We start from the raw sequence: 26,854 nt of genomic DNA, 5'->3' as shown, positions 1-26,854 counted from the left end.
CGGCGGTTATGAATCAGAACATCATGGACATCCACGGATAGCCAATCAGCAGCAGGGCGGCCAGGAAGATGGCGCCAAAGATGGTGCCGAGGCGCCAGTAGTCTTTGGTCGGCAGGTAGCCACTGCCGTAGTAGATTGGGCTTGGGCCAGTACCGTACGGGGTGATAATCCCCATCACGCCCAGCGAGGTGACCATCAGCAGGACGAACACTTCCATATTCATACCCGGAATGGTGGCCGCAATAGTCAGCATGGCCGGCAGCAGGGCAGTGGTGTGCGCGGTGGTGCTGGCAAACAGGTAGTGCAGCAGGTAGAACGCCAGCAGCAGGACGATGGTCGCCACGCCTGGGGAGATACCGCCCATCAGCGCGCCGCCCTCTTTACCCAGCCAGGCGATGAAACCGGTGGAGGAGAGGCCGTCGGCCAGCGCCACCAGGGTGGCAAACCAGACAAAGGTGTTCCACGCCGCTTTGTTGTTGGTGATGTCGCTCCAGGAGAGCACGCCGGTCCACAGCATCAGCACGATAACCAGCAGGGCGGCCAGCGCCGGTTCAATCCAGTCGGCGGCGAAGATCCACATCATCAGCGCGAAGCAGACGAACACCAGCAGCAGAATTTCATTGCGCGACAGTTTGCCCAGTTTTTCCAGCTCACGCGCGGCCCACAGCGGCACTTCGTTATTGATTTTCACTTCCGGCGGATAGAACCAGTAAGCCAGCAGCGGCATAGTCAGGATCAGCAGGACACCGAGCGGCAGGAAGGCGATGAACCAGGTCCCCCACGAGATGTTGATGCCGACGATGCTTTTTACCAGCGCCAGGGCCAGCAGGTTCGGTGCCAGCGCTGACAGGAACATCGAGCTGGTGATACAGGCGGCGGTGATCGCCACCCACATCAGATAGGAACCGATTTTACGCGCGCTCGGGTCGTTTGGTTTTGAACCGTACAGCGGCGGCAGGTTGGCAATAATCGGGTAGATGGTACCGCCGCTGCGTGCGGTGTTAGACGGCGTAAACGGCGCCAGCAACAGGTCAGCGAAGGTGATGGCGTAGCCCAGCGTCAGGCTGCGACGGCCAAGATATTTCACCAGGATCAGCGCCAGGCGGCGTCCAAACTGGGTTTTATCGTAGCCGGCGGCGAACATAAAGGCGCCGAAGATAAGCCAGACCGTGGAGTTGCCGAAGCCGCTCACCGCCCATTTAAAGGAGGCGCCGGCCAGCTTGAAGCTCGGGGCGGCCATCTGTTCCGGGCTGAACAACAGCCACTGGCTACAGAGGGCGATCACCACCACGCCGGTGATGCCGATAACGGCGCCAGGCAGCGGTTCAAAAATTAACCCGACGATCACCCCGACGAAGATGGCGAAGTAGTGCCAGGCATACGGCGGCAGGCCATCGGGGACGGGAACAAACAGTAACAGCACAGCGACGATTATCGGCAGCGCCATCATCAGGAGACGTTTTTTAGTCGCAGTCGTTGGGTTGACTGTACCGGCAGGCGGTATGGTTGTCTTTTTCTCTTTCATAATGAGTATCTGCAAGTTGTTGAAAATAGCGTTTACGCCAGCGACATGCTCAGTGATTTCTTTAATTACAAAAGTTACTTTAGTTTTTATTTTTCGTTTCTGAGTATCGTCAGGGCGATTATTTAACGCGTTTGTCTGGGCGTTAAATTAAATTTGTTGGTTATTTATATATTGCGCTTTCAATGGCCGTTGCAATTGATCGAGATCAAGTAAAGCAGGTGATTTCACTATTTTTTTATTATCAGTATAACCCTATGTGATGAGGTGTTAATTTGGCTAAAATATCGATAAATGTTAAAATAAAAATGAACAATTAATGCTTAATTTATTCATTTCTCGCACAACTATATGAAAGTAAATGCTTTTATTGGTCGCTGCAATCGTTTTGAATGTTAACATAAGTATCTAAAATGTTATCGTACATTTGTATTATGTAAATGCTATTTATTATTTTAATAATACAATAGAGGTAGCGATGTTATTGTTGGGGTTAAATAGTTTTATAACTAACGTAATTGATTTAGTAACTAAAAAACACGCTATATTATTGGCATGACAACAGGAATTAAAAAACCAAAACCATTAATGATTCCGTCACCCCATTCTGAGTTTTTAATATTTTAAAATCTGGAGCGTAACTTATGACCAGTAACGAACGAATTCTGCAGCCATTTACTTTACCAAATGGTACGGAGCTGAAAAACCGTTTGCTCATGGCGCCGATGACCACCTGCACCGGTTATTTCGATGGGACTGTCACCAGCGAGCTGGTGGAGTACTATCGCGCTCGCGCCGGCAGCATCGGTACCATTATTGTCGAGTGCTGCTTTATTGATGACTACGGCCTGGCCTTCCCGGGCGCGATCGGCATCGATAATGATGAAAAAATTGCCGGCCTGGCGAAAATCGCCGAGGCGATCAAAGCGCAAGGTTCAAAAGCGATTCTGCAGATCTATCACGGCGGACGCATGGTCGACCCGCAACTGATCGGGGGGCGTCAGCCGGTGGCGCCAAGCGCTATTGCCGCGCCGCGTGAGGGCGCCGCGATGCCGCGGGCGCTGAGCGGAGAAGAAGTGGAAGGGATGATCGCCAAGTTTGGCGACGGCGTCCGTCGCGCCATTCTCGCCGGTTTCGACGGCGTTGAAATCCATGGGGCCAACACCTATCTTATCCAGCAGTTCTATTCGCCGAACTCCAACCAGCGCGACGACGAGTGGGGCGGTAGCCGCGACAATCGCGCTCGTTTCCCGCTGGCGGTCCTCGACATCACCCACAAAATGGCCCGCCAGTACGCTGACGATGCCTTTATCATCGGCTATCGCTTCTCGCCGGAAGAGATGGAGGTCCCGGGGATCCGCTTCGACGACACCATGTATCTGCTGGAAAAGCTGGCCGCCCGCGGTGTCGATTATCTGCACTTCTCGGTGGGCGCGACGCTGCGTCCGTCTATCGTCGATACCTGCGATCCGACACCGCTGATCGAGAAATACTGTGCGATGCGCTCTGAAACCCTCGCCCAGGTGCCGGTAATGGGCGTCGGCGGTGTGGTTAACGTTGCTGATGCCGAGCTGGGCCTCGATCATGGTTATGACCTGATCGCCGTGGGTCGCGCCTGCATCGCCTATCCGGACTGGGCGGCACGTATCGCCGCCGGTGAAGAGCTGGAGCTGTTTATCGACAGCACCCAGCGTGAAGCGCTGCATATTCCGGAACCGCTGTGGCGCTTCTCGCTGGTGGAAGCGATGATCCGCGACATGAGCATGGGCGACGCCAAATTTAAGCCGGGGATGTTTGTTGAAACCGTTCAGGATGACACCAATGAACTGGTGATCAACGTCAGCCTCGAAAATGATCATATTGCCGATATCGAACTGGCGGCGAGCCCGGTGCAGACCGTCGAGTTCACCACCAGCTTCGAAGAGATCCGCGAACGTATTCTGACCGCCAATACCCCGCACGTGGACGCCATTTCCGGTGCCACCAGCCAGAGCGAAGCGGTGAAAAAAGCGGTCGCCAAAGCGATGCTGAAATCCAGCAAAGCGCTGGCAGCGGAAGAGGGCGGCAATGACGCCGCGCCGAAAAGTTATGACGTGGTGGTGGTCGGCAGCGGCGGCGCCGGCCTGGCGGCAGCTATTCAGGCTCACGACGAAGGCGCCAGCGTGCTGATCGTCGAAAAAATGCCGACCATTGGTGGCAACACCATCAAGGCTTCCGCCGGGATGAACGCCGCGGAAACTCGCTTCCAGCGGGTCAAAGGTATTCAGGACAGTAAAGAGTTGTTCTATCAGGAAACCCTGAAGGGCGGCCACAACAAAAACAACCCGCAGCTGCTGCGTCGCTTCGTGGAGAATGCGCCGCAAGCCATTGAGTGGCTGGCGGACCGCGGCATTATGCTCAACGACATCACCACCACCGGCGGGATGAGCATTGACCGTACCCACCGTCCGCGCGACGGGTCAGCGGTCGGCGGCTATCTGATTAGCGGCCTGGTGCGCAACATCACCAAACGCGGCATCGACGTCCTGCTGGATACCTCGGTGGAAGAGATCCTGATGCGCGGGGATGAGGTGAGCGGTGTACGTCTGGTCAACGACGAGAAAGAAGTCATCGAAGTGCAGACCAAAAGCATCGTAGTGGCCACCGGCGGCTTCAGTGCCAACAGCGCGATGGTGGTGAAGTATCGTCCGGACCTCGACGGTTTCGTGACCACCAACCACAAAGGGGCGACCGGGAGCGGTATCGCGCTGCTGGAACGCATCGGCGCCGGCACCGTGGATATGGGCGAAATTCAGATTCACCCCACCGTCGAACAGCAGACCTCGTACCTGATTTCCGAATCGATTCGCGGCGGCGGCGCTATTCTTGTTAACCAGCAGGGGAACCGCTTCTTTAACGAAATGGAGACCCGCGATAAAGTCTCGGCGGCGATTATCGCCCTGCCGGAACACTATGCGTACATTGTCTTTGACGAACATGTGCGGGCGAAAAACAAAGCTGCCGATGAGTACATCGCCAAAGGCTTCGTCACCAGCGCCAGCTCGCCACGTGAACTGGCGGAGAAACTGGGGATGGATTACCATGCCTTCCTCGCCACCCTCGAGTGTTACAACGGGGCAGTGGAAAAACAGCATGATGAACAGTTTGGCCGGACCACCGCGCTGCGCGCGCCGATTAACGAAGGCCCGTTCCACGCCATTCGTATTGCCCCAGGGGTGCACCACACCATGGGCGGCGTGACCATTAACACCGATGGCGAAGTGCTGAACGTTGACCAGCAGCCGATCCGCGGCGCCTACGCCGCCGGTGAAGTGGTGGGCGGGATCCACGGCGGCAACCGCATCGGCGGTAACGCGGTCGCGGATATCATCATCTTCGGTACCCTCGCGGGCCACCAGGCGGCGAAACGTGCCAGAGGATAACAGGTAATTGCTGATGCCGGGCTGGTGCTTTTGCCGCCCGGCTTAGAGCCTATCTCATTAGGGCTATTTTGCTTGCCATGTTGAACCTGGGCAGTGCTCGAAATCCTCACGTACTACGTGTACGCTCCGGTTTCTGCGCGCTGTCCGTGTTCAAACTGGCTGCGCCAATTACGCCTACTGGGATAGGTTCTTATCCCTTCTAAGGAGAGCCCGATGTCCGATAACCGCGTCTATAGCTACTCCGCCGTGTTGATGGGCTCGCCCATCCTGCTCAAACTTTATTCCCACGATGAGGCGCTGGCCTCCCGCGTATTTCAGTTAATTAAACGCTACGAAGATCTGCTTACCGTTAACCGTGCCGAGTCGCAGGTGATGGATATCAACCATGCCGCCGGGCGCCATCCGGTCACGGTCAGTCGCCCGGTCTTTCAGCTGATTCAGTGCGCCAAAGCTGCCAGCATGGTGCGCGACAGCGCCTTTAACCTTGCCATCGGCCCGCTGGTGAAGCTGTGGCGAATTGGCTTTCACGGGCACAGCGTGCCTGACGCGGCTGATATCAGGGCCCGACTGGCGCTGACCCGCCCGCAGGAGGTGGTCCTTGATGAGGCAACCTGTAGCGTGTTTCTCCAGCAGCCGGGGATGGAGCTGGATCTCGGGGCGATCGCCAAAGGCTATATCGCTGACCGCGTGCGCGATTATCTCCGTCAGCAACAGGTGGAGAAGGCGCTGATCAATCTCGGCGGCAATGTGCATACCCTCGGCGAATGGACCATTGGCCTGAAAAAACCGTTTGCCGACGCGCAGGCGCTGATCGGCTCCCTGACGATCAACGGGCAGTCGGTGGTCACTTCCGGAACCTATGAACGTTACTTTGAGCAGGACGGCAAACGCTGGCACCATATTCTCGACCCGCGCAGCGGTTATCCGCTGGATAACGAACTCGACAGCGTGACGGTGATTTCCACGGATTCTTTAGACGGCGATATCTGGACTACGCTGCTGTTCGGCCTCGGCGTAGAGAAGGGCTGCGCAGCGCTGCGTCAGCGTGAGGATATCGACGCGATTTTCGTCACCAAAAATCGCGACATCATTCTCTCATCGCCGCAGCGGCTGCGTTTTGCGCCGCTGGACAGCGGCTATCAGGTTATTGACTGTACTGCTTAAGCAAACTGTACTGTTCGGCGACCAGGCGGTAGCGATAGACCGGTCGCCCGGTAGCGCCGTAGTGGATAGTGGTGTAGAGGATATTGATCTGCGCCAGCCAAATCAGATACTTGCGGCACGAGACTCGGGAGATATTCACTGCCGCCGCCAGCTCATCGGTAGAGAATTCGACGTCCGGATGGGCGTCAATCCACTGGCAGAGTGTACGCAGCGTTTGCGCGGTTAGCCCCTTGGGCAGCTTGCGCGCGTCGCTGGCCTCCGGCGCGCCGCCGTGCAGCAGACGGTCGACGTCGGCCTGTTCGTAATACGGCTGGCCGGTCATCAGTTTACGCTTCTCCCGCCAGGTGGTGAGCGCCTCTTCAAAGCGCGGAAACTGGAAAGGTTTGATCAGGTAGTCAACCACCCCGTAATGCATCGCAGTCTGCACCGTGGCGGCGTCTGCCGCCGAGGTGATCATGATGACGTCGATGGCGCGCCCCGACTCGCGGATCGTCGGCAGTAGATCCAGCCCGCTGTCCTGTTGCATGTAGACATCCAGCAGCACCAGATCGATCTCCCGCTGCTTATCGTTAATCATCTCCTGGGCCTGACTGAGCGTCGAAGCGCTCCCGCTGCAACGAAAGCCGGGAACTCTTGCCACGTACAGGCGATTCAGTTCGGCCACCATCGCATCATCGTCAACAATCAACACATTTATCACGCACGTTTCCTTTTACTATCCCAGGGGAGATGAACAAAAAATTGGGTAAATACGCCGGGTTCCGACTCGACGGCGAGGGTGCCGCCCAGTTCGCGCAGCTGCTGGTTGGCGAGAAACAGCCCGACGCCGCGATTCTCGCCTTTGGTGGAGAAGCCTTTGTTAAAGATAGCGTCGATATTATTTTCCGGGATCCCCGGTCCGTCATCGCTCACTTCACCGCTTAGCCAGCCGTCCTGGTAGTGCAGCAGCAGGCCGATCTCACCCTCCGCCTGGCCGCTCATGGCGTCCAGCGCGTTCTCGATAAGATTGCCCAGCACCGTTACCAGCACCGTGACCTGCTTCTCATTCGGGCAATCCGGCACCAGGCTCTCTTCCGCCAGCGTTAGCGTAAAGCCGCACTCGGTGGCGCGCTGAATTTTACTTATCAGGAAGCCGGCCACCACCGGGGATTTAATGCGGTGCTGAATGTCGCCGATGTCCGCCTGATAGCGGTGGGCGGTCTGCAGCACGTATTCCTCGAGTTTGCCATAGCTTTTCATATTCAGCAGGCCGAGGATCACGTGCAGTTTATTCATAAATTCATGGGAGGTGGTGCGCAGGGCATCCACATAGCTCATCATGCCGTCCAGCCGCTGCAGCAGCTGGCTCACCTCGGTCTTATCGCGGAAGGTACAGATGGCGCCGACTACCGCTTCCTGGCTGCGAATGGGCACCGTATTGCCGATCAGCAACAGGCCATTGCACCCCAGCTCGCGGTCGTACATCGGCTCGCCGCTCTGCAAGACGGTCTGCAGGTCGGCGAGTAGCGGCGTGTGGGCCAGGGTTTTGTCCGGCCCGGAAAAGAGGATCTCCTGCGCCGCCGGGTTGATCAAATTAACTTCGCCGTGGGCATCGACGGCAACGACGCCCTCCTTCAGGGCGTGAAGCATGGCCTGACGCTGTTGAAACTGGGTGGAAATCTCCTGCGGCTCCAGCCCCAGCAGGACGCGCTTCAGGCCCCGCACCAGGCTCCAGGTGCCCAGCGCGCAGACCAGCGCGCTGAACAGGATGGTCAGCAGCACGTCCCAGCGGCTGTTGGCGATCTGTTCGTCCACTTTACTCAGCGAAATGCCGACCACCACCACGCCAATTTGCTGGCGCTGGTCGTTGAACACCGGGGTGAACACCCGCAGCGCCGGGGCCAGCACGCCGTGGTTAATGGCAACGTTCTCTTTTCCCTGCAGCGTGGGCAGGATATCCCGGCCGATAAACCGCTTACCGATGATGGAGGTATCCGGATGCGAATAGCGAATACCGTGCATATCGGTGACGATAGCGTACAGCAGGTCATTGCGCCGGGTGATGGCCTGCGCCAGCGGCTGAATGATCTGCTGCTGCGGGGGCGCCTCCAGTCCGCGCTTCACCTGCGGCATATCAGCCATGGTGCGCGCCACCGCCAGCGCGGTCTCTTTCAAACCGTCGCGGGTGGCATTGCTTATCTGCATATACCACAGGGCATAGACCAGCAGGAGCACGGCGCCGATGACGCTGCCAATCATCAAGGATACGGCGGTGCTCAGCTTTAACGGTAAGGTGCGTTGACGAACGCGAGGCTGCTGCTCTGATGCCTTCATGACGATCCCGGATTGATTCAGTGAAGGCATATTATCGCCGATAGGACGGTTTTCATAAAGCCGTGTAATCAAAGCAAATCGAGGCGGTTTAGCCGATGCGTAAACCGTTTCACATGCCCGGTCAGCAATCCTTCTGGCTGGCCATGCCGGCGGGCGGTGAAGATGAGGCGTAAGACAGGATTGCTCAGATAACCGGCAATCGCCCCCTGGCGGGGCGGTCGGGACGGTAAACTGTGACCCCGACGGCGGTAAAGTGCGGAAGAATGCCCGTATAGTGGCGACAGAGATTAAATAGGCATGATGAATATAAGGATATGCATCAGGCCGCTGATTACGCCGAGATGCGCTTTTTCTGTTGTAAATGGAGGTTGTTATGAACAGTTCGCTAACCGCTGCAATGCAGGCCCGCCGTCACCCGGATACCACTCACATCGATCGTCTCGCCACGGCCGACATGCTGGCGATGCTGCATCAGGATGATAAGCAGATATCGGAGGCGGTCGGCGCCTGCCTGCCGGACATCGCCCGGCTGATTGATGTCGCCACCGCGACGATGGGCCGGGGAGGGCGCCTGGTCATTATCGGCGCCGGGGCGTCAGGCCGGACGGCCATCGAGGCGGTCAGTGACTATTCGCCGGAAGGCAAACACGCGCTGGTGGGACTGATTGCCGGTGGGCAGACGGCGGCGATGGCCGAGCGGGAAACCGCAGCAAACCATTATGACCTGGGCGCCTTTGAACTGCAGTCGCTGGACTTTTCCAACCACGATATGCTGCTGGCGTTGACCGTCAGCGGCAAGACGCCGTGGGTATGGGGCGCGATGCGCCACGCCTGGTCGCTGGGGGCCCCTATCGCTGTCGTCACTCAGCAGGCGGCCAGTGAGGCGGCGCAACTGGCGGATATCATCATTGCCCCACAGACCGGGCCGGAGGCAGTGTCGGGCTTAGCCAATCCGAAGGCTCAACTGGCCCAGCGGCAGATCGTCAACATGCTGACGACCGGGCTCGCCATCCGTGACGGTCGGGTGTACAGCAATCTGCGGGTGGACGTGCAGGCTGACAATTCGCACTGGGCGGAGCGGCAGATAGCGATTGTCATGGCGGCCACCGACTGCACGCGCAGTGAAGCAAAAGCGGCACTGGCCAGCTGCCATCAGCACTGCCGCACCGCGATCCTGATGCTGCTCAGCGGGCTGGATGCCTGGCACGCGCGCGAGCTGCTGAGGGAACATCACGATCATCTGCGTCTCGCCCTGCGCGAAGCACAGCGCAGCAGCACGGCCACTCCCGCCCATTAACCCCTCTGCCAGGCGCGCGCGATTGTCGTACGCGCCTGGACTTTATTAACTAAAAAAAACTCTCTTTTTTATTTTTCTCAGCAATCAGGCTGAATTTTCGATCTTATTTTTCACCAGGTATCATTTTGATGGCTCGCTTTGCTTTTTTAAGTTAAATAATTATTTGATTAAAAATGCCAGAGTGTAAATGATATTTTAAAATAAAGTAAAAGTGCGTTAATATGCTGCCTCTTATTACCGTGTGCTACGTGATAATTCTATTATGCCTGCAATGAAAAAAACGATTATTTCCTTTACCGCATTAGCAATGTTCGTCAGCGCGGCGACGCATGCTGAAGCGGATACCTCTAAAAAAACCGACTTTCTGCTGATTGGCGGCGGGATCATGAGCGCCTCGCTCGGCACCTGGCTGCAGGCGCTGCAGCCGGACTGGAACCTGACCATGGTGGAGAAACTGGACGGCGTGGCCCTGGAATCTTCCAATGGCTGGAATAACGCTGGTACCGGCCACTCAGCGAATATGGAGCTGAACTATACGCCGGAGCGGGCGGACGGGTCGATTGACGTCAGCAAAGCGCTGGATATTAACGAACAGTTTATGATTTCCCGTCAGTTCTGGTCGACACAGGTGAAACGCGGTATTTTGCACGACCCGCACTCCTTTATTAACTCCACACCGCATATGAGTTTCGTGTGGGGCGATAATGTCGATTACCTGCAAAAACGTTATAACGCGCTGCAGCAGACCACCTTATTCCAGGGAATGAAATTCTCCACCGATCACGCGCAAATTAAACAGTGGGCGCCGCTGGTGATGGAAGGTCGCGATCCGCAGCAGAAAGTGGCCGCCACCTGGACGCCGGTGGGTACCGATGTCAACTACGGCGAAATTACCCGCCAGCTGATCGGCAGCCTGAAGAAAAATAACCACTTCACCCTGCAAACCTCCTCCGAGGTGACCGATTTCAAACGCAATGCCGACAACTCCTGGCACGTGACGATTAAGAACGTGCAGAGCGGGGAAGCGCAGACTATTGACGCCAAATACGTCTTTATCGGCGCCGGCGGCGGCGCGCTGAAGCTGCTGCAGAAAACCGGTATTCCGGAAGCGGATAACTACGCCGGTTTCCCGGTGGGCGGCTCGTTCCTGATGACCGAGAACCCGGCGGTCACCGCGCAGCATCTGGAGAAAGTCTACGGTCAGGCTTCGGTCGGCGCGCCGCCGATGTCGGTGCCGCACCTTGACGCTCGTTACCTCGACGGTAAGCGCGTGGTGCTGTTCGGGCCATTCGCCACCTTCTCGACCAAGTTCCTGAAAAATGGTTCGTTCTTTGACCTGCTCAGCACCACCACCACCGATAACGTGCTGCCGATGACCCACGTCGGTCTCGACAACTTCGATCTGGTGAAATATCTCGTCAGCCAGGTGATGCTCAGTGATGATGATCGTTTCGCTGCGCTGAAAGAGTACTACCCGGACGCGCGTAAAGAAGACTGGAAGCTGATCCAGGCCGGCCAGCGCGTGCAGATCATTAAGAAAGATGCAGAGAAGGGCGGCGTTCTGAAGTTGGGTACCGAAGTGGTGGTCGATCAGCAGAAAACGATTTCTGCGCTGCTCGGCGCGTCGCCGGGGGCTTCCACCGCCGCGCCGATCACCCTGAACGTACTCAAGCAGATGTTCCCGCAGCAGTTTAACTCGCCGGAGTGGCAGAGCCGTATTCACGCTATCGTGCCGAGCTACGGTCAGAAGCTGAACGGTAACGTGGCGCTGACCCAGCAGGTATGGGATGACACCGCCGCGGCGCTGCAGCTGACTAAGCCGCCGGTGATTCAGATGCCAGCGGCTGCGCCAACCGCGACCGCCAAACCGGCTGAACCGCAGCGCGACGCCTCGCCGCAGCACGATATGGCGCTGTAAAAGCACATTCGTGCAGTGAACAAAAGGGAAGACCACGGTCTTCCCTTTTTTACATCCACATTTCCCTGCCGCTATTTATGAATGATGCTCATAACCCTGTTATGATTTCCGGGGATTATCCGTTACCCCGAAACGGCTAAAATAGCCAGGCACTTCACCGCTTTCCTCTCCTTAACGGATACCATAATGACTTCATCGCATCAGCGCGCCACCAGCGGGGCGCTTTTTATTTTGATTTTAAGCGGCCTGATGGCCTTTACTTCGCTCTCCACCGATATCTATCTGCCGGCCATGCCGATGATGGCCGCGCAACTGCACGGCGATGCCGAACTGACGATCACCGGATTTCTGATTGGCTTTGCGCTGGCGCAACTGGTGTGGGGGCCAATAAGCGACCGGCTGGGGCGTCGCACGCCGCTGTTCATCGGCATGGTGCTATTTATTATCGGCTCCGCCGGCTGCGCGCTGTCGACCACCATCGATCAGATTGTCTTCTGGCGCGTGTTTCAGGCGCTTGGCGCCTGCACTGGGCCGATGCTGGCGCGGGCGATGGTTCGCGATCTGTTTGCTCGTACCCGCGCCGCGCAGATGCTCTCGACGCTGACTATCGTGATGGCGATTGCGCCGATTGCCGGGCCGCTGATCGGCGGGCAGATGATTAAATTCACCAGCTGGCACACTATTTTCTGGCTGCTGGTGGTGATTGGCGCTCTGATGTTTATCGCCTTGTGCTGGCTGCCGGAAACTCTGCCGCCAGAGCGTCGGCAGAAAGGATCGCCGCTTAGCGCGTTTCGCAATTACGCCGCGTTGGTAAAAAACCGGACGTTTATGCGTTATACCCTCAGTCTGACTTTCTTTTACGTCGCGGCTTACGCTTTTATCACCGGTTCGCCGGATGTCTATATTCGCTATTACGGCGTTGCGCCGCAGCACTACGGCTGGCTGTTCGCGGTCAATATCGTTGGGGTTATGCTGATGAGCGTGGTCAATCGTCGTCTGGTGCAGCGCCATGCGTTAGGTTCGCTGTTGAAGGCGGCGCTGGCGGTATCGGCGATTGCCGTCGTCGTGCTGGCAGCCGGCGTGCGTCTGCATATCGGCGGCGTGGCGCTGATTGTGGTGAGTATTTTCCTGTTCTTCTCAATGAATGGGGTGATTGCCGCCACCTCAACCGCTGCGGCGCTGGATGAGGCCGGTGAATATGCCGGTTCCGCTTCGGCGCTGATCGGCTCGCTGCAGTATGGCAGCGGCATTATCTCTTCGCTACTGCTGGCATGGCTCCACGACGGTACGCCGTGGACGATGGCGTGGATCATGGCCGCTTTTACACTCGCCAGCCTGCTTTTGGCGTGGCTCCATCGGCGCGTCGATTAATGAATTGAGCTCATAGAGACAAGTCGATTTCCCGGCTGGCGAGTAAGCGAACCGACAACGCGGGGGATATTGACGATAATTAGCGGTTGCGGTCAAAACGGACGTGAGGGTTATTGTTATACTGCCTTGAATTACTGCAGAAAAACGATAACCAGGAGTGTGGAAGGGCTATGAAAGACGATATCAACCAGGAGATCACCTTCCGCAAACTGTCAGTCTTTATGATGTTTATGGCGAAGGGCAATATCGCCAGAACCGCCGAAGCCATGAAGCTCAGCAGCGTTAGCGTTCACCGCGCGCTGCATACGCTCGAAGAGGGGGTCGGCTGCCCGCTGTTTGTCCACAAAGGGCGCAACCTGCTGCCGCTGCAGGCGGCCTGGACGCTGCTCGAATACTGCCAGGATGTGATAAGTCTGATGAGCCGTGGGCTTGAGGCGACGCGTAAAGTCGCCGGCGTCGGTCAGGGACGGTTGCGCATCGGTACCCTCTATTCGCTGACGCTGGAAACTGTTCCGCGCATCATTATGGGGATGAAGCTGCGTCGCCCGGAGCTGGAGCTGGATCTGACCATGGGCTCCAACCAGATGCTGCTGGATATGCTGGAGGACGATGCCCTTGACGCTATCTTAATCGCCACCAATGAAGGCGAATACAATAATTCGGCTTTCGACGTAGTGCCGCTGTTTGAAGATGATATCTTCCTCGCCGCGCCGGCGACGGAACAGCTGGATACCACTCAGCTCGCCGACCTGCGCGATTACGCCGATCGTAAATTTGTCTCGCTGGCGGAAGGGTTTGCGACTTATGCCGGATTTCAGGAGGCCTTTCAGGTGGCCGGTTTTGAACCGGAAATTGTGACCCGGGTGAATGATATCTTTTCGATGATAAGCCTGGTGCAGGCAGGCGTCGGGTTTGCACTGTTGCCGGGGCGCATGAAGAAGGTTTACGAAAACGATGTGCAGCTGTTAAAGCTGGCGGAACCCTATCAGATGCGCCAGCTGATCTCTATCGTCTATTCGCACCACCGCGAGCGCGATGCCGACCTGCTGGCGCTGGCGGCGGAAGGGCGGATGTACGCCCGCAGTATTAATCGCTAAGCCGCTGGGCCAGATGGCGAGCGACGTCTACGCCGCTGCGCTCCAGCGAAATGGTCTCGCCGCGCCAGCCCGCCTGGCGGGTCAGGCAGGTGAGCACCCCGCCGGGCGGCATCTCGATTGCCAGCCTGGCGTCGCGTTCATCGGCGGCGATCATCGCCTCCTGCCAGTGCACGGTGCGCGCCATGTTCATCGCCAGATCGTCAGCGATCCGCTGTGGATCCCACAGCACGCGCGCCGTCGAGCCGCTTAAATAGGCGCACTTAGGACGCGTCAGTGTGACATCGGCAAAGGCTTTTGCCAGCGCTGCGGCGGGTTTATCCAGCAGTGCGCAGTGCGAGGGCACGCTGACCGCCAGCCGCTGGGCTTTACTGGCGCCAGCCCGCAGCGCCAGCTGCGCCACCTCGGCCATCGCCTCATCGCGCCCGGCGATCACGATCTGCGTTTCGGCGTTGAGGTTGGCGAGATAAACCTCGTGGCCCTGCATCAGCGCCTCAACCCGCGGGCGGGTCAGGCCCATAATCGCCGTCAGTCCGTAACCTTCAGGATACGCCTGCTCCATTAAATCACCGCGCAGCGCCACCAGCCGCAGCGCGCTGGCGAAATCGAGCGCGCCGGCGATCACCGCGGCGGGAAAGGCGCCGATTGACAAGCCGCTGACCATTTGCGGATTAACGCCCTGGCGCTGTAGTTCGCGCGCCCAGGCCACGCCGGCGATCAGCAGACAGAGCTGTACCGCACGGGTGTGTTTTAGCGCTGCGGCGCTATCGAGGCTATCGACTTCATCCCCCAGCACCTCGCGCGCCTGCGCGAAGATGTTCTCGCGGTCGGGGATGGCCGCCAGCATGGCTGGCCGCTGGCCGCCCTGACCGGGAAAAGTAAACAAAATTTTCATCATTCCTCCCTGTGCCACGGCGTCGCGGTTAAGCGTGCGCCGCGGGATGTTTTCAGCAGCGCGCGGCCATCGCGCAGCCACTCATTAAGGGCGAAGGCGCCATACGGTGTTTCTATCTGGGTATCGGCGCGGCACGGCAGTTGGGCCACACGGGCCTGCCATTCCAGCAATGCCTCGCGGTCCAGCGGCTGCGGCGCGCGGATCAGCAGATCCAGATCGCTTGCCCCATGCAGTACCGGGATTTCGGTTGCCAGCGCGTAGCCGGTGCTACCGGTGACGCCCCAGCGCCAGGGCCAGTTGTGCAAGGTAAGGGCGATAGCCGCCTGGACCGGCGGCTGCGAAACAAAAGGCGAATGGAGTAAGACCTCACGATCAACAAGCATCTCCGGGGTGACGCTGCGCACGATATTGTGCGCCTGTACCCAACCGGCGGCGCGCTGCTCGCGCTTCATGCCTCGTACCCCAACCGGGATGCGGGAGTGGTCATCAACGTCGCGTCTCACCACCACCGGCAGCGCGGCCCGCCACTGCTGAGCCACCCACGGCTCGGCAATAGCCTCCAGGGCGCTGGCGTGGTTTAACCAGATTAAATCGTGGGGACGCGGCGTTGATGACATGGTTTACAGTCCTGAAGTCAAAGAGATAAACAGCGGTAGCGACAGGATACACAGAACCGAGCTCAACAGCAGCACGGCTTCAGCATCCGGTGACTGGACGCCGAAACGGTTGCCGAAGACCACGCCGAAGAAGCCGGCGGCCAGGGCAATCATCAGGATCGCGGTAATGGCGATGGATCCGTGCAGACCCAGCAGCATCACCAGACCCCAGGCAATAAACGGCTGCACCAGCAGTTTCACGATGGTGGAGGTGGCGATCAGCGCATTGAGCTGCAGTTTACGTGCCGACAGGATCACCCCGGTGAGGAACAGCGCGGCAGCGGTGGCGGCCAGGCCCAGCGGTTTGATGGAGGCCAGCAGCATTTCCGGCATTTTGATGCCGATAGCGGAAAGCACCACCCCAAGCAGCGGGCCCCAGACGATCGGTTTTTTCACCGAGCGCCACATCAGCACCGGCAGCATCGCCAGCGTAGAACCGCTGTTTTCACCCGCGGCGCGGGCTTTTTCACGTTCCAGAATCAGCAGGCAGAACGGGGTCATCAATACCGAACCGCAGGCGATAGAGACCGCTACCGACAGCGAGGTTGACGCGCCTTCACCCAGCACGCTGCCGAGGATCGGCAGGCCCAGCGCGGCATAGTTTGGCAGGGCGACGGTGAGGGTCAGCACCGCGGCATCCTGCGGCGTGCGTTTGAACACGCTGGTGGCGAGGAAGTAGATCGCGGCATAGGTGATCCACATCGCGCCGGTCAGTACCAGCACCAGCGGCGACTGGGCGACGATACCGGCCCACGGCGTTTGTACCGTCGCGCTAAACAGCGTGGCGGGTAAGGCAAAATCCATTACAAAAATATTGAGCAGCGAGACGTTTTTGTTATCTACCATCCCGGCCTTTCCGGCCCAGAAACCCAGCAGCATGATAACGAAAATGGGCGCGAGAGCATGAATAATCACATAAGTCATAAATCACCTGTAAATAAAATAGAGTACTGGCGCGATTGTTATTTTTTCTAAAAGCCGTCCCTTCCCGGAGCGTTTATTCCGCGCTCCGGGGGACGACTTCCGGCAGGTTTTCTTCTACTACTTACGTACGAACGTCTTACCAGCTGGCGCGCATGCGATCGCGAACCCGTTGTGAGCTGCGGCGGTTTTCCGCGCCCAGGCGGCACTTCAGCGAGGTATCTTTGCGCGCGTCAGCGATGGCGTCGCGCAGCGTGTTGCTGACCAACGACAGATCGTGGTCGTCAGGGGCATCCGGATTATTAATATCCAAAAGGGCGGAGAGGAGGCCGAGCGTCGCATAGTTGCTGACGTCGTAGGCCATCGGCGGAATGGTAGCCGCCAGTTTTTCCAGCGCCTCCACGGTGCGCAGGGTAATACGCGCCGCCGATTCTTTACCCATGGCGTGAACCAGCACGCCGCTATCGTTAAAGGCGATCAGGCGGTTGGCCTGGTAGCCATGGGCCAGAAACGCCCCGGACATCGCTTTTCCGACAATCAGACCAATCACCGGGTGGCCGGCAAGACGGGCTTTGGCGTAGGCGCCCGCGGCTCCGGCCAGTGCCTGGTGGATGCCGAAAGCTTCTTCGCGGCGGCCATAGGCCTGGCTCGGGACATCAATCACTGCCACGATTGGCCGTTTGACAGGCTGGTCGGCGTCGGCAGCGATGGTTTCGTTGACCACTTTCGCCAGCGTCCAGCCTTCCAGCAGGCCGACTTCGCCGCCGGCCGCGCGCGGGTAGTGGTTGTTGGCGTCAGGCACCACGGCGATAAAGCGGACGCTTTCGCCATCAATCTGGCCATCTGCGACCTGTACCGACGGGCACAGCCCGCTCATCAGCGGCGCGTCAGGCGCCAGTTTATTCAGCCACAGCGCGGCGCGGTTTGGGAACTGACTCATTATTTATCCTCCCGGGCAAAAAGCTGTTTAATCTGCGCGGTATCCGCCTGCTGGCGGGTATCGAACTGGCTCAAGCGACGCAGATAATCGTCATAGTTGTCGCTGCGGTGCTGGGCCGGTACGCCTTTGGCGATTGCCTCATTCATTGCGGTTTTAACGGCATTAACGCCATCGTTAACCAGCGCGTCGACCAGCCCGCTGGCGGCGCGAATTTCACCCCCGGTCATGCTCCAGATAAACGGCCGGTTGCGGGAGTCGTACTCTTCAATGCCGGCTTCCTGCTCGATAACCTGCGGGCCGTTGAGGCCAAGACGGGCTTCACGTGTGACGATAAGGTAGCTGCACAGCGCCGCGGCGATGGACATGCCGCCGAAGCAGCCGACGGTACCGGTGATAATGCCGACGACCGGGGTGTAGCGGCGCAGGTCGACAATCGCGGCGTGAATATCGGCGATGGCGGCCAGACCAAGGTTGGCCTCCTGCAGACGCACGCCGCCGGTTTCGAGACACAGCACCGCCTGGGTCGGGATACCGTTGCGGTTATCTTCCGCCGCCAGCTCCAGCGCGGCGGCCATTTTGGCTCCGGAGACTTCGCCCATGCTGCCGCCCTGGAAGGTGCCTTCGATGGCAATCACCACCGCAGGTTGGCCGTTGATAGTGCCTTTGGCGACCACCATACCGTCGTCGGACTGCGGGACGATGCCCTGTGCGCCGAGCCACGGCGACATAATGCCTTCAAACGGATCCAGCAGTTCGCGGTAGCTGCCGTCGTCCAGCAGGGCGTGGGCGCGTTCGCGAGCGCGCAGTTCGATAAAGCTGCGATCGTTACGCATGAGCGGCCTCCTCAAAGACTTGTTCAATACGAATACGAGCGACGCCCGGCGTGGCGCCGAAGTCGTGGATAATCAACTGCCCGGCGGGCAGACCGTTGATCAGGTTCAACCTGTCGAACAGCGCCTGCCAGCGCGCCTGGCTGTTATCCACGGAGGTGGTGATCTGTACGTTGAGCGTGGCGCTCTGTGCGGCGGTATAAAGCACTTCCATATCGCCTGAACCTACGACCCCTGCCAATGCTTTGCCGCTGAGGGCGCGGTTGGCAGGAAATGACAATGTAATCTGTTCCATAACATCCTCTGAATGCGTTAGCCGGAAACCCGGTCGAGAAACAGGGTGGCGGCAAGGAGATCGGCCGCGCCACCCGGCGAGGCGTTTTGCGCCAGCATCTGCGCATCAAGGCGCGCCAGCGCGGCGCGACCGGCGACGCTGGCGCAACCGCCAGCCGCCAGAACCTCGCGAGCGCCTTGCTGCATAGCGTGCAGGCCGTTCATGCCTGCACGTGACAGCACGCAGGTATCGCTCAGCGAGGTCATGATGGCCATCAGCGCATCAAGGCGCGCCTGCGACTCGCTGGCGCCTCGCGCCCGGCTTTGCTGCAGTTGCGGCAGCGCCAGGGTGGTAACATGCGGAAATCCGCGCTGCGCTTCCTCGCGTGCGCCCGGCACCTGCCAGCGGCGGCTGGCGCGCAGCCCCTTACTAAAGCTTTTCGGCGCGAAGCCGTCAGGCAGACGGGCGAGGGCGGCGGCGGTCCCGGCGATCGCCTGTGATTGACCCTCTCCACCCAACATCGCCACCGCGCTGACCAGCAGGCCCAGCGCCCAGATGGCGCCGCGGTGGGTGTTAACCCCACCCGTCGCCATTATCATCTGCGCTTCACCTTCGCGACCGAGGCGGCCGACGGTTTCGCGCAGGGCGATATCCGCCGGACGCTGCCAGCTTTGCTGCGCCAGCGCGTGAAAGGTCGGCTGCAGGCTGCGGGCGGAGCGTTCCATCAGGTCCAGATTGAGATCCTGATGCGCGCCGTTGCCGCGACTATCGACCAGACCCGGTTTCGGGCTCAGACGGGCTTCGTCAATCAGACACGCGCTGGCGGTATGCGCCAGCCAGCTGACGCGGCTTTCTGCGAGTTGGGGAGAGAGATTTTTCATTACCAGCTCCGGAATTTTGCCGGTGGGTTGTACAGTCCGTCGGACCATTCCACCAGGTCGGCGACGCTGCCGGCCGCCAGTAGCGAGCGGGTGGCATCGCTGCGGCGAATGCCGATATCTTCCGGGTAGACCACTTTGCCGCTCTGGCGCAGGGCGGCGACGCGTTTGGCGTCCACGCCGAGGCCAATATCGGTGATCCCGGCCACCGCGGCGACCATCGCCCGGCGCTCTTCAAGACTCTCCGCGCGGTACAGGTAAGCGATACCTTCTTCGGTCAGCACGTGGGTCACGTCATCGCCATAAATCATCACCGGCGCCAGCGGCATGCCGGAAGCTTTCGCCACCTCAACCGCGTCGAGGGTTTCAACGAAGGTCGGTTTCACGCCAGCCTGGAAGGTTTCGACCATCTGTACCACCAGTTTTTTCCCGCGCTGCATCGGGTCTGGTTCAGTGATCATATTGAGCCAGGCCGGGGTAGCGTGGCGGCGACCGTGCGGGTCGTGGCCCATATTCGGCGCGCCGCCGAAGCCGGAAAGGCGGCCGCGGGTGACGGTGGAGGAGTTAGCCAGGCCATCAACCTGCAGGGTCGAACCAATAAACATATCTACCGCGTACTGACCTGCCAGCTGGCAGAAGGCGCGGTTAGAGCGCATCGAGCCATCCGGGCCGGTAAAGAAGATATCCGGGCGGGCGCGGATGTACTCTTCCATCCCCAGTTCGCCACCGAAGCAGTGCACGCTCTCCACCCAGCCGCTCTCGATGGCCGGGATTAAGGTCGGATGCGGGTTCAGCGTCCAGTGTTTACAGATTTTGCCTTTCAGGCCGAGCTGCTCGCCGTAAGTGGGCAGCAGCAGCTCAATGGCGGCGGTATTAAAGCCGATACCGTGGTTGAGCGACTGCACCTGGTGTTCCGCGTAGATGCCTTTGATCGCCATCATCGCCATCAGAATGTGTTCTTGCTTAATCAGGCGCGGATCGCGGGTGAACAGTGGTTCAATGAAGAACGGTTTGTCGGCGACCACCACGTAATCGATCCACGAGCCGGGAATATCGACGCGCGGCAGATCGCATTCGTCGTCCACCAGTTCGTTGACCTGGGCGATGACAATGCCGTCGTGGAAGGCGGCGGCTTCGACCAGCGCCGGGGTATCTTCGGTACTTGGCCCGGTATACAGGTTGCCTTTACGGTCCGCTTTATAGCCGGCGATCAACGCGACGTTTGGCGACAGATCAACGTACAGGCGGGAGTAGAGTTCGATATAGGTGTGGATGGCGCCGATTTCGAGCAGGCCATCTTCCAGTAGCTGCGAAATGCGCAGGCTCTGGGTGCCGGAGAAAGAGAAATCCAGTTTACGGGCAATGCCTTTTTCAAACAGGTCCAGATGCTCGCTGCGTCCGACGCTGGGCATAATCATATGCAGGTCGTGAATTTTTTGCGGATTGACCTCGGCGAGCATGCGGGAGAGGAAATCAGCCTGTTTCTGGTTGTTACCTTCCAGTACCACCCGATCGCCCGGGGCGAGCAGCTTTTCCAGTACGCTGACCAGCTGGTCAGTGGGGATGACTTTGCCGGCGATCTTCGCTTCGGCCAGCCGCCGCTGTTTTTCCGTCCGGCGACGGTTCCAGACCCGCGCCGTCGTTTGTTCAGCATTCATTGTTAACCTCCTGATTCGACAAATCGTTTCGTTTGTCCTGGTGGAAGTTAGTGTGCGATGCGTGGCGCTGCGCATCAATTAAGCACGGCGGCTGATTGTTAGCTTTAGAGTAACGATTGGGTCTTACCGTTTGTGATAGGGATCAATAATACGAAAGGCGTAGTGGTCTACGGGGAGAGCGCAGGTGAGGAAGCCGGCCGGTACACGGCCGGCCGTGGGAAGGGGTTACTCTTTACTGACATCACTTAATAAGAAAGCAATACTCTGACCGCCGCTGGTCTGCTCGAGGGCAATTTTGGCGATAATCGTCAGTGGCACCGACAGCAGCATGCCGACCGGGCCCAATAGCCAGCCCCAGAAGATCAAGGACAGAAACACCACCAGCGTGGAGAGCCCCAGGCCACGTCCCATCACCCGTGGCTCCAGAATGTTGCCGAACACCAGGTTGACGATCAGGTAGCCGGCCAGGACCACCAGCGCCTCGTACAGCCCGCCAAACACCAGTACCTGCAGGATCGGCGGGATGGCCGCCAGCACGGAGCCAATATTGGGAATATAGTTGAGCGCGAAGGCCAGCAGTCCCCACATAAAGGCGAAGCGCACGTCCAGCAGGACCAGCATGCCCCAGACCACCAGGCCGGTCACCAGGCTAATCGCGGTTTTCAGCACCAGATAATGCGACACGCTGTCGATGGCGCGCTGAATGGCGCCCATTCCTTCAACCGGACGGGACATCAGCTGTTGCAGCTTGGCGGGAAGCTGGGGGACCTCCAGCAGCATAAATACAACCGTCAGTAGCAGCAGAAAAATCGAGGACATCGCGTTCGACAGCTGAGTGAGCAGGCTGGTGACCAGCGTCATCACTGCGTTAGGGTCGATGTATTTATTCAGCTCCACCACCGAGACGGTGAACCCCATGCGCTGCAGCCAGGGGGCGATGGTTTGCATCGGCTCGTAGAGATAGTTGCGATACTGCGGTAAGGTACGCGCCAGTTCGTTAAGCGAGGTCCCCAGCGAGGCCAGCAGCACAATGGCCAGCATGACGATGAGGCCAATCAGCATCGAGATCGCCAGCACGCGCGGGACCCGGCAGCGGACCAGCAGTTGTACCAGCGGATTAATGATCACCGCCAGAAAGAGGGCGAGAATAAAGGGGACAATAATGTCCGCCGCAAAGCGAATGCCGGTAAGGATGATCACCAGCATGCCCAGCATGATGACCATCTTTAATCCGTTAAGTGTAATAATGGGTTTAGCCATAGGTCCCGACCTCAATCTTCCTTGCCTATTAACAGGTTGCGTTACATTAGCATAATGACGTTTTTTTGCAGAAAAAACGCATTGAAGCAAAACGGCGGCGTAAAGAACTGCAAATTCTTTGAATTAAATGTAGCACTATGCTACAAATTTACCTGTGTATAACTACTGAGGACAATTTTCATCCGCAACGGACGAGAAGCAACACCGCGGATAATTGTAATTTTATGGACAATCAGTTCAGGATGTATATTTTAAACCACCCCGCAGTCTCTCTCTCTTTTTCCCGTTTTGCCGGCGAGCAGCACTGGCATTCGGCGCTATAGTCACCTTTTCTCTGCCTGAGCTGGCGCCAAGCGCACAGCGAAATCTACGTCAGAAATTTTCCTGTTTACGCCTCGCGTAAACGGTAATGGATTATATTCTCAAGCAGGAGAAGGGATCATGTTTTATTGGATTTTATTAGCTTTAGCTATTGTTGCTGAAATTACCGGCACCTTGTCAATGAAATGGGCAAGCGTGAGTGGCGGGCACACCGGCTTTATTTTAATGCTGGCCATGATTGCTCTGTCATATATTTTTCTTGCCTTTGCGGTTAAAAAAATTGCCCTGGGTGTGGCCTACGCGCTATGGGAAGGGATCGGCATTTTGCTGATTACCCTGTTCAGCGTGCTGTTGTTTGATGAAAGCCTGTCGCCGCTGAAGATCGCCGGCCTGACCACCCTGGTGGTGGGGATCGTCTTAATTAAATCCGGCACCCAGAAAAAAGCGTCGTCAAAGCAGGAGGTGGCCCATGCAGCAGTTTGAGTGGATCCATGCCGCCTGGCTGGCGATCGCCATCGTGCTTGAAATCATTGCCAACGTCTTTTTGAAGTTTTCCGACGGCTTCCGCCGCAAGGTCTACGGTATCCTGTCGCTGGCGGCGGTGCTGGGCGCATTCAGCGCCCTGTCGCAGGCGGTCAAAGGTATCGATCTGTCGGTCGCCTATGCGCTGTGGGGCGGCTTTGGTATCGCGGCGACCATTGCCGCCGGTTGGGTGCTGTTTGGTCAGCGCCTGAATAACAAAGGCTGGGCGGGGCTCATCCTGCTGGTGGCCGGCATGGTGTTAATTAAACTCGCCTGACGTCTCGCCGCCTGCAAAGCCAGGCGGCAAAACAGGTCCTCTGTAGTATGCTTATCTCAAGACCGGCCCCGCTGAGTTTGTGTCCGGTGACGATGAGGACTGCGCATGTTCAATGCTTTCGGCTGGCGGAAAATTCCTTCCGCCAGGACGTTGTCGATAATGATTTTTCTCGCCGGCCTCGGACTCACCGCGTCGGTCATTTCCCTGCTTTATCTCTCGCAACACCTCATTGCCAGTAAATCCAATGAAATTGACCAGCAGCGGTCAGTCCTCTCGGTGGAAGGGGCCGTGCAGACCTCGGTCAATCGGGTGCTGTCGCTGGTGCTGGATAATGCCATCTGGGACGATGCGGTCACGCAGACTTACGCGCCCTCGCTGGATCAGAAATGGCTGTACGACTCGTGGGGGTCAGGCTTTAAAATCAATAATCTGTACGATGGTACCTTTGTCCTGGACGAACACTATCGCATCCTGTGGGGCGCCTTTCAGAGCCAGGTCATGCCCCGGACCGACCTCTCATTTCTTGGGGCTGGCCTGACCAGTCTGATCCACACTCATGCGCAGGCATTGCGTGAGGGAAAAAACGCCTTTGCCGGTATCACGCGCACGGAGGCCGGGATCGCCTTTGTCGGTATCGGCCTGATACGCCCGACGACAGCTCGGCTTCAGGTATTTGATGCGACGCGGCGCTATCTGGTGATTACTCGGCATATCAACCCCCAGCTGTTGGAACGCCTGGGCGACACCTTCCAGATAAGCCATCTGCATCTCGCCGAGGGCCCCGGCGCCTACCGTATTCCGCTGCGAACGCAGGCGGGTGAGGTACTGGGATACCTGGCCTGGCAGCCACGCCTGCCCGGAGCCGAAGCGGCGCAGGCCTCGTCAGGCAGTATGCGACTGATCGCTGGTGTTGCGGCCAGCCTGATCCTGCTGTTTATCCTTTTTAGCAGTCTGGGCATGTATAAGCTGGCGCGCGGCGAACGTCAGGCGCGGGAGATAGCCATGATTGACTGGCTGAGCCGTCTGCCTAACCGGCGAGCGCTTCTGCTGCGGCTAAGCCAGGTATGCGAGACGGGGAAACACGACATTCAGTGCGTGGTGTTTATCGATCTGGATGGTTTTAAGGACGTCAATGATAACTATGGTCATGATGTCGGCGACGCCCTGATCCGCCATATTGCCAGCGCCCTACAGACGCGGGTACCGGCGGGGGCCATGCTGGCTCGAATGGGCGGGGATGAGTTCGCCATGGCGGTGAGCGGCGCAAAAGCGATTGACCGGGCGGCGGCGTTCGCCTGGGCAGCGCTGGAGCTGCTGAAAGCGCCGGTGACGCTCAGCAAACGCAAAATTTATATCGGCGCCAGCATTGGCATCGCCAGCGGCGCTCCGGCGGAATGCTCCAGTACCGAGCTGTTTCGCCGGGCGGACATCGCTATGTACCATGCCAAGAAGAGCGGCAAAGGTCGTACGGCCTGGTATGACGATGCGCTGGATGCCGTGCGCCGCCATCAGATGACGATTGAGAATGGCATCCGCCAGGGGCTGGAGGAGGAGGAATTTGAGGTCTGGTATCAGCCGGTGGTTGATGCCGATACCCTGGCGATGATTGGCGTGGAGGCGCTGCTGCGCTGGCCGCGACGCCCGCAGGGGGCGCTGGCGCCGGACGCATTTATTAGTATTGCCGAGAGCAGCGGCCTGATCGATGCCCTCGGGCAGTTTGTCCTGCAACGCGCCTGCAGCGATCTGCAACCGATGGACGATCTCCTCCTGTCGGTGAATATCTCGCCGGCGCAATTTCGCGACCCGGCCTTTGAAAACCGGGTAATGAAGACCGTCGCTGCCTGCCGCTTTCCGCCGTCGCGCCTGCAGGTGGAGGTGACGGAGAGCTATGTGCTGGAAAATCCGGAACGTTCGCTGGCGGTGGTAGAAAATCTGAAGGCCCAGGGCATCGCCGTGGCGCTGGACGATTTCGGTACCGGCTATTCGAGCATTGGCTATTTACGCCGCTTTCGCTTCGACAGTCTTAAAATCGATAAATCTCTTGCCGGGCGAGTGGAGCGTGATGAGCAGGCGGCAGAAATGGTGCGCGGGACGGTGCGGATAGCCCGCGCGCTGGGAATGACGGTGGTCGCGGAAGGGGTCGAGGATCCGCAACAGCTGGCGCTGCTGCGGCGGGCCGGCTGCGACCGGCTTCAGGGGTACTATTTCAGTAAACCGATGCCGATCGCCGACCTGCTGCAGCGGCGTCAGCCGCAGGGGTGATTACTCTCCGGCCAGCGCTTCCAGCTTATCGCGAAAGCCGGTAACCGAAATGGCGCGGTTGTCAGCCCGCCAGCGATCCTGCGGGCCGGGAGCGGAGCTTTGCACGGCAATCACTTGCCAGCCGTCCTCCGTTTTCAACAGCAGCGGCGACCCGCTGTCACCAGGCAGCGTATCGCACTGATGCGACAGCACGCTGTTTTGCGCCCAGCCGGTCACGATGCAATCCTGATGGCTGTACAGATTATCCAGATGATCCTCCGGGTATCCCGATTGGGTCACTTTCCGGTCCGCCGCCTTCAGCGCAGCGGTGAGATCGGCCTTGCTACCCGGGAAGAGTGGGATCGGCGTGATGCCCGAGGGAGCATAGCGCAGTACGATCAAGCCAAAATCTGACGGCGCCGCGGCGGAGGGCACGATCCAGCCATCGCCATCGGCCTTCAGGCGCTTACCTAAGGCCGGATCCACTCGCCCTTCAATGCCGTGAATTTCATATACCCAGCCGCCCTTGCGCGAAATAAAGCGCAGAGCAACCGCTTTGTCCGGTTTGCCGCGCGGAGGCGTCAATAGACAGTGGCCTGCGGTCAGTGCCAGGTGCGGGGAGATAAGCGTCGCTGTGCACAGATTGCCGCTGGCGGTTTCCAGCTGACCGATCGCATCCCACGGGCTTTCCTCGGGGTGACTGACCGCTTTTCGGTCATCATGGCCGAAGAACAGCGTCTTAATATCTTTGGCGCTCAGTCCGCTATCATCGGCATGTGCGCCCAGAGGTAACAGATAAAATGAACACAGCAATAACAGAACGTCTCTACGCATATCACTCTCTGGGGAGGCTATGATGTCTATTGACAGTAGCAGGAGATTTAAGTTTTTGAAAGTAAACAATAATTCTAATCAGACCAAACCGCTGCCATCAGGCGAGGCGGGCTGACGCTGCCGCTGGCAAAACCGTCTGATTTCAAACGGTTAATGCCAGCTGATTGCTTTAGCTATTTCCGCAGAAAGCGACGTCCGACGCAACAAAATTCGTGTATCAGAACGTACTGAATCCGGTGAATAATT

The 26,854-nt window shown here is 58.4% G+C and carries 23 protein-coding genes; 9 read left to right on the top strand and 14 right to left on the bottom strand.

Going from position 1 to position 26,854, the window contains the following annotated elements:
* Nucleotides 1-13: 13 nt before the first annotated feature.
* A complete protein-coding gene (locus tag CWM57_RS03850; RefSeq protein ID WP_074385963.1) occupies nt 14-1,525 on the bottom strand; it encodes an anion permease in 1,512 nt (503 codons plus the stop codon).
* Nucleotides 1,526-2,166: 641 nt separating this feature from the next.
* On the opposite strand from CWM57_RS03850, the gene CWM57_RS03840 reads away from it, so the two are divergent.
* Both CWM57_RS03840 and CWM57_RS03830 read left to right on the top strand, forming a co-directional pair.
* The gene (locus CWM57_RS03840) at nt 2,167-4,944 is read left to right on the top strand and encodes a flavocytochrome c (protein ID WP_074385962.1); all 2,778 of its coding nucleotides are present in this window, start codon (nt 2,167-2,169) and stop codon (nt 4,942-4,944) included.
* A 213-nt stretch (nt 4,945-5,157) separates the two neighbouring features.
* A complete protein-coding gene (locus CWM57_RS03830) occupies nt 5,158-6,108 on the top strand; it encodes an FAD:protein FMN transferase (protein WP_100631923.1) in 951 nt (316 codons plus the stop codon).
* Here the strand turns inward: CWM57_RS03830 and dcuR are convergent.
* Nucleotides 6,089-6,808: a two-component system response regulator DcuR gene (dcuR, locus tag CWM57_RS03825; protein ID WP_008805043.1), complete on the bottom strand. Its 720-nt coding sequence runs from the start codon at nt 6,806-6,808 to the stop codon at nt 6,089-6,091. The genes CWM57_RS03830 and dcuR overlap by 20 nt on opposite strands.
* Complete coding sequence (locus tag CWM57_RS03820) at nt 6,805-8,421, bottom strand: sensor histidine kinase (protein WP_061154717.1); 1,617 nt, start codon at nt 8,419-8,421, stop codon at nt 6,805-6,807. The genes dcuR and CWM57_RS03820 overlap by 4 nt, the downstream gene beginning before the upstream one ends.
* A 373-nt stretch (nt 8,422-8,794) precedes the next feature.
* Here CWM57_RS03820 and CWM57_RS03815 point away from each other — a divergent pair, with 373 nt between their 5' ends.
* The 4 genes from CWM57_RS03815 to CWM57_RS03800 all read left to right on the top strand — a co-directional run bounded on the left by CWM57_RS03815 (nt 8,795) and on the right by CWM57_RS03800 (nt 14,104).
* A complete protein-coding gene (locus CWM57_RS03815; RefSeq protein ID WP_100675643.1) occupies nt 8,795-9,718 on the top strand; it encodes an N-acetylmuramic acid 6-phosphate etherase in 924 nt (307 codons plus the stop codon).
* A gap of 307 nt (nt 9,719-10,025) precedes the next feature.
* Nucleotides 10,026-11,636 (top strand): malate dehydrogenase (quinone), encoded by a 1,611-nt coding sequence (mqo, locus tag CWM57_RS03810; protein WP_229588974.1) that lies wholly within the window; start codon nt 10,026-10,028, stop codon nt 11,634-11,636.
* A gap of 186 nt (nt 11,637-11,822) precedes the next feature.
* The gene (locus CWM57_RS03805; RefSeq protein WP_032732935.1) at nt 11,823-13,007 is read left to right on the top strand and encodes a multidrug effflux MFS transporter; all 1,185 of its coding nucleotides are present in this window, start codon (nt 11,823-11,825) and stop codon (nt 13,005-13,007) included.
* Nucleotides 13,008-13,177: 170 nt separating this feature from the next.
* Complete coding sequence (locus tag CWM57_RS03800) at nt 13,178-14,104, top strand: LysR substrate-binding domain-containing protein (RefSeq protein ID WP_100675642.1); 927 nt, start codon at nt 13,178-13,180, stop codon at nt 14,102-14,104.
* On the opposite strand, the gene mdcH is transcribed toward CWM57_RS03800, so the two are convergent.
* The 9 genes from mdcH to CWM57_RS03755 all read right to left on the bottom strand — a co-directional run bounded on the left by mdcH (nt 14,094) and on the right by CWM57_RS03755 (nt 22,413).
* A complete protein-coding gene (mdcH, locus tag CWM57_RS03795; RefSeq protein ID WP_074385958.1) occupies nt 14,094-14,996 on the bottom strand; it encodes a malonate decarboxylase subunit epsilon in 903 nt (300 codons plus the stop codon). The two genes, CWM57_RS03800 and mdcH, sit on opposite strands and share 11 nt — an antisense overlap.
* On the bottom strand, nt 14,996-15,613 hold the full coding sequence (locus CWM57_RS03790) for a malonate decarboxylase holo-ACP synthase (protein WP_100675641.1): 618 nt from the start codon (nt 15,611-15,613) through the stop codon (nt 14,996-14,998). Before CWM57_RS03790 ends, mdcH begins: the two co-directional genes overlap by 1 nt.
* Nucleotides 15,614-15,616: 3 nt before the next feature.
* A complete protein-coding gene (locus tag CWM57_RS03785; protein ID WP_012541868.1) occupies nt 15,617-16,576 on the bottom strand; it encodes an AEC family transporter in 960 nt (319 codons plus the stop codon).
* A gap of 136 nt (nt 16,577-16,712) precedes the next feature.
* Nucleotides 16,713-17,513 carry a biotin-independent malonate decarboxylase subunit gamma gene (gene mdcE / locus CWM57_RS03780; RefSeq protein WP_074385956.1) on the bottom strand — a complete coding sequence of 267 codons (801 nt, stop codon included), beginning with the start codon at nt 17,511-17,513 and terminating at the stop codon, nt 16,713-16,715.
* The gene (locus tag CWM57_RS03775; protein WP_012541866.1) at nt 17,513-18,346 is read right to left on the bottom strand and encodes a biotin-independent malonate decarboxylase subunit beta; all 834 of its coding nucleotides are present in this window, start codon (nt 18,344-18,346) and stop codon (nt 17,513-17,515) included. Before CWM57_RS03775 ends, mdcE begins: the two co-directional genes overlap by 1 nt.
* Entirely contained in the window at nt 18,339-18,638 is a 300-nt protein-coding gene (gene mdcC / locus CWM57_RS03770; protein WP_012541865.1) for a malonate decarboxylase acyl carrier protein, read from the bottom strand. Before mdcC ends, CWM57_RS03775 begins: the two co-directional genes overlap by 8 nt.
* A gap of 17 nt (nt 18,639-18,655) precedes the next feature.
* Nucleotides 18,656-19,498 (bottom strand): triphosphoribosyl-dephospho-CoA synthase, encoded by an 843-nt coding sequence (locus tag CWM57_RS03765; protein WP_100675640.1) that lies wholly within the window; start codon nt 19,496-19,498, stop codon nt 18,656-18,658.
* Nucleotides 19,498-21,153, bottom strand: a complete 1,656-nt coding sequence (gene mdcA / locus CWM57_RS03760) for a malonate decarboxylase subunit alpha (RefSeq protein ID WP_074385954.1) — start codon at nt 21,151-21,153, stop codon at nt 19,498-19,500. The genes CWM57_RS03765 and mdcA overlap by 1 nt, the downstream gene beginning before the upstream one ends.
* A gap of 225 nt (nt 21,154-21,378) precedes the next feature.
* Complete coding sequence (locus tag CWM57_RS03755) at nt 21,379-22,413, bottom strand: AI-2E family transporter (protein WP_008805030.1); 1,035 nt, start codon at nt 22,411-22,413, stop codon at nt 21,379-21,381.
* Between the two features lie 441 nt (nt 22,414-22,854).
* Between CWM57_RS03755 and kpnE the strand changes: the two genes are divergently transcribed.
* The gene (gene kpnE / locus CWM57_RS03750; protein ID WP_100631915.1) at nt 22,855-23,217 is read left to right on the top strand and encodes a multidrug efflux SMR transporter subunit KpnE; all 363 of its coding nucleotides are present in this window, start codon (nt 22,855-22,857) and stop codon (nt 23,215-23,217) included.
* Complete coding sequence (gene kpnF, locus CWM57_RS03745; RefSeq protein ID WP_061154707.1) at nt 23,204-23,533, top strand: multidrug efflux SMR transporter subunit KpnF; 330 nt, start codon at nt 23,204-23,206, stop codon at nt 23,531-23,533. Before kpnE ends, kpnF begins: the two co-directional genes overlap by 14 nt.
* Nucleotides 23,534-23,589: 56 nt before the next feature.
* Here kpnF and CWM57_RS28380 read toward each other — a convergent pair whose 3' ends face one another.
* Nucleotides 23,590-23,679 (bottom strand): ArsR family transcriptional regulator, encoded by a 90-nt coding sequence (locus CWM57_RS28380; RefSeq protein WP_407028635.1) that lies wholly within the window; start codon nt 23,677-23,679, stop codon nt 23,590-23,592.
* Between CWM57_RS28380 and CWM57_RS03740 the strand changes: the two genes are divergently transcribed.
* Nucleotides 23,639-25,795 carry a putative bifunctional diguanylate cyclase/phosphodiesterase gene (locus tag CWM57_RS03740; protein ID WP_100675639.1) on the top strand — a complete coding sequence of 719 codons (2,157 nt, stop codon included), beginning with the start codon at nt 23,639-23,641 and terminating at the stop codon, nt 25,793-25,795. The genes CWM57_RS28380 and CWM57_RS03740 overlap by 41 nt on opposite strands.
* On the opposite strand, the gene CWM57_RS03735 is transcribed toward CWM57_RS03740, so the two are convergent.
* The gene (locus tag CWM57_RS03735; protein WP_012968314.1) at nt 25,796-26,608 is read right to left on the bottom strand and encodes a trypsin-like serine peptidase; all 813 of its coding nucleotides are present in this window, start codon (nt 26,606-26,608) and stop codon (nt 25,796-25,798) included. It abuts the gene before it with no gap.
* Nucleotides 26,609-26,854 lie beyond the last annotated feature (246 nt).

This window comes from Klebsiella sp. G-Nf4 (assembly GCF_002810615.1).
GTDB lineage: Bacteria > Pseudomonadota > Gammaproteobacteria > Enterobacterales > Enterobacteriaceae > Klebsiella > Klebsiella variicola.
Note: the sequence above shows the minus strand (reverse complement) of the source record. Positions and strands in the feature narration are given on the sequence as shown.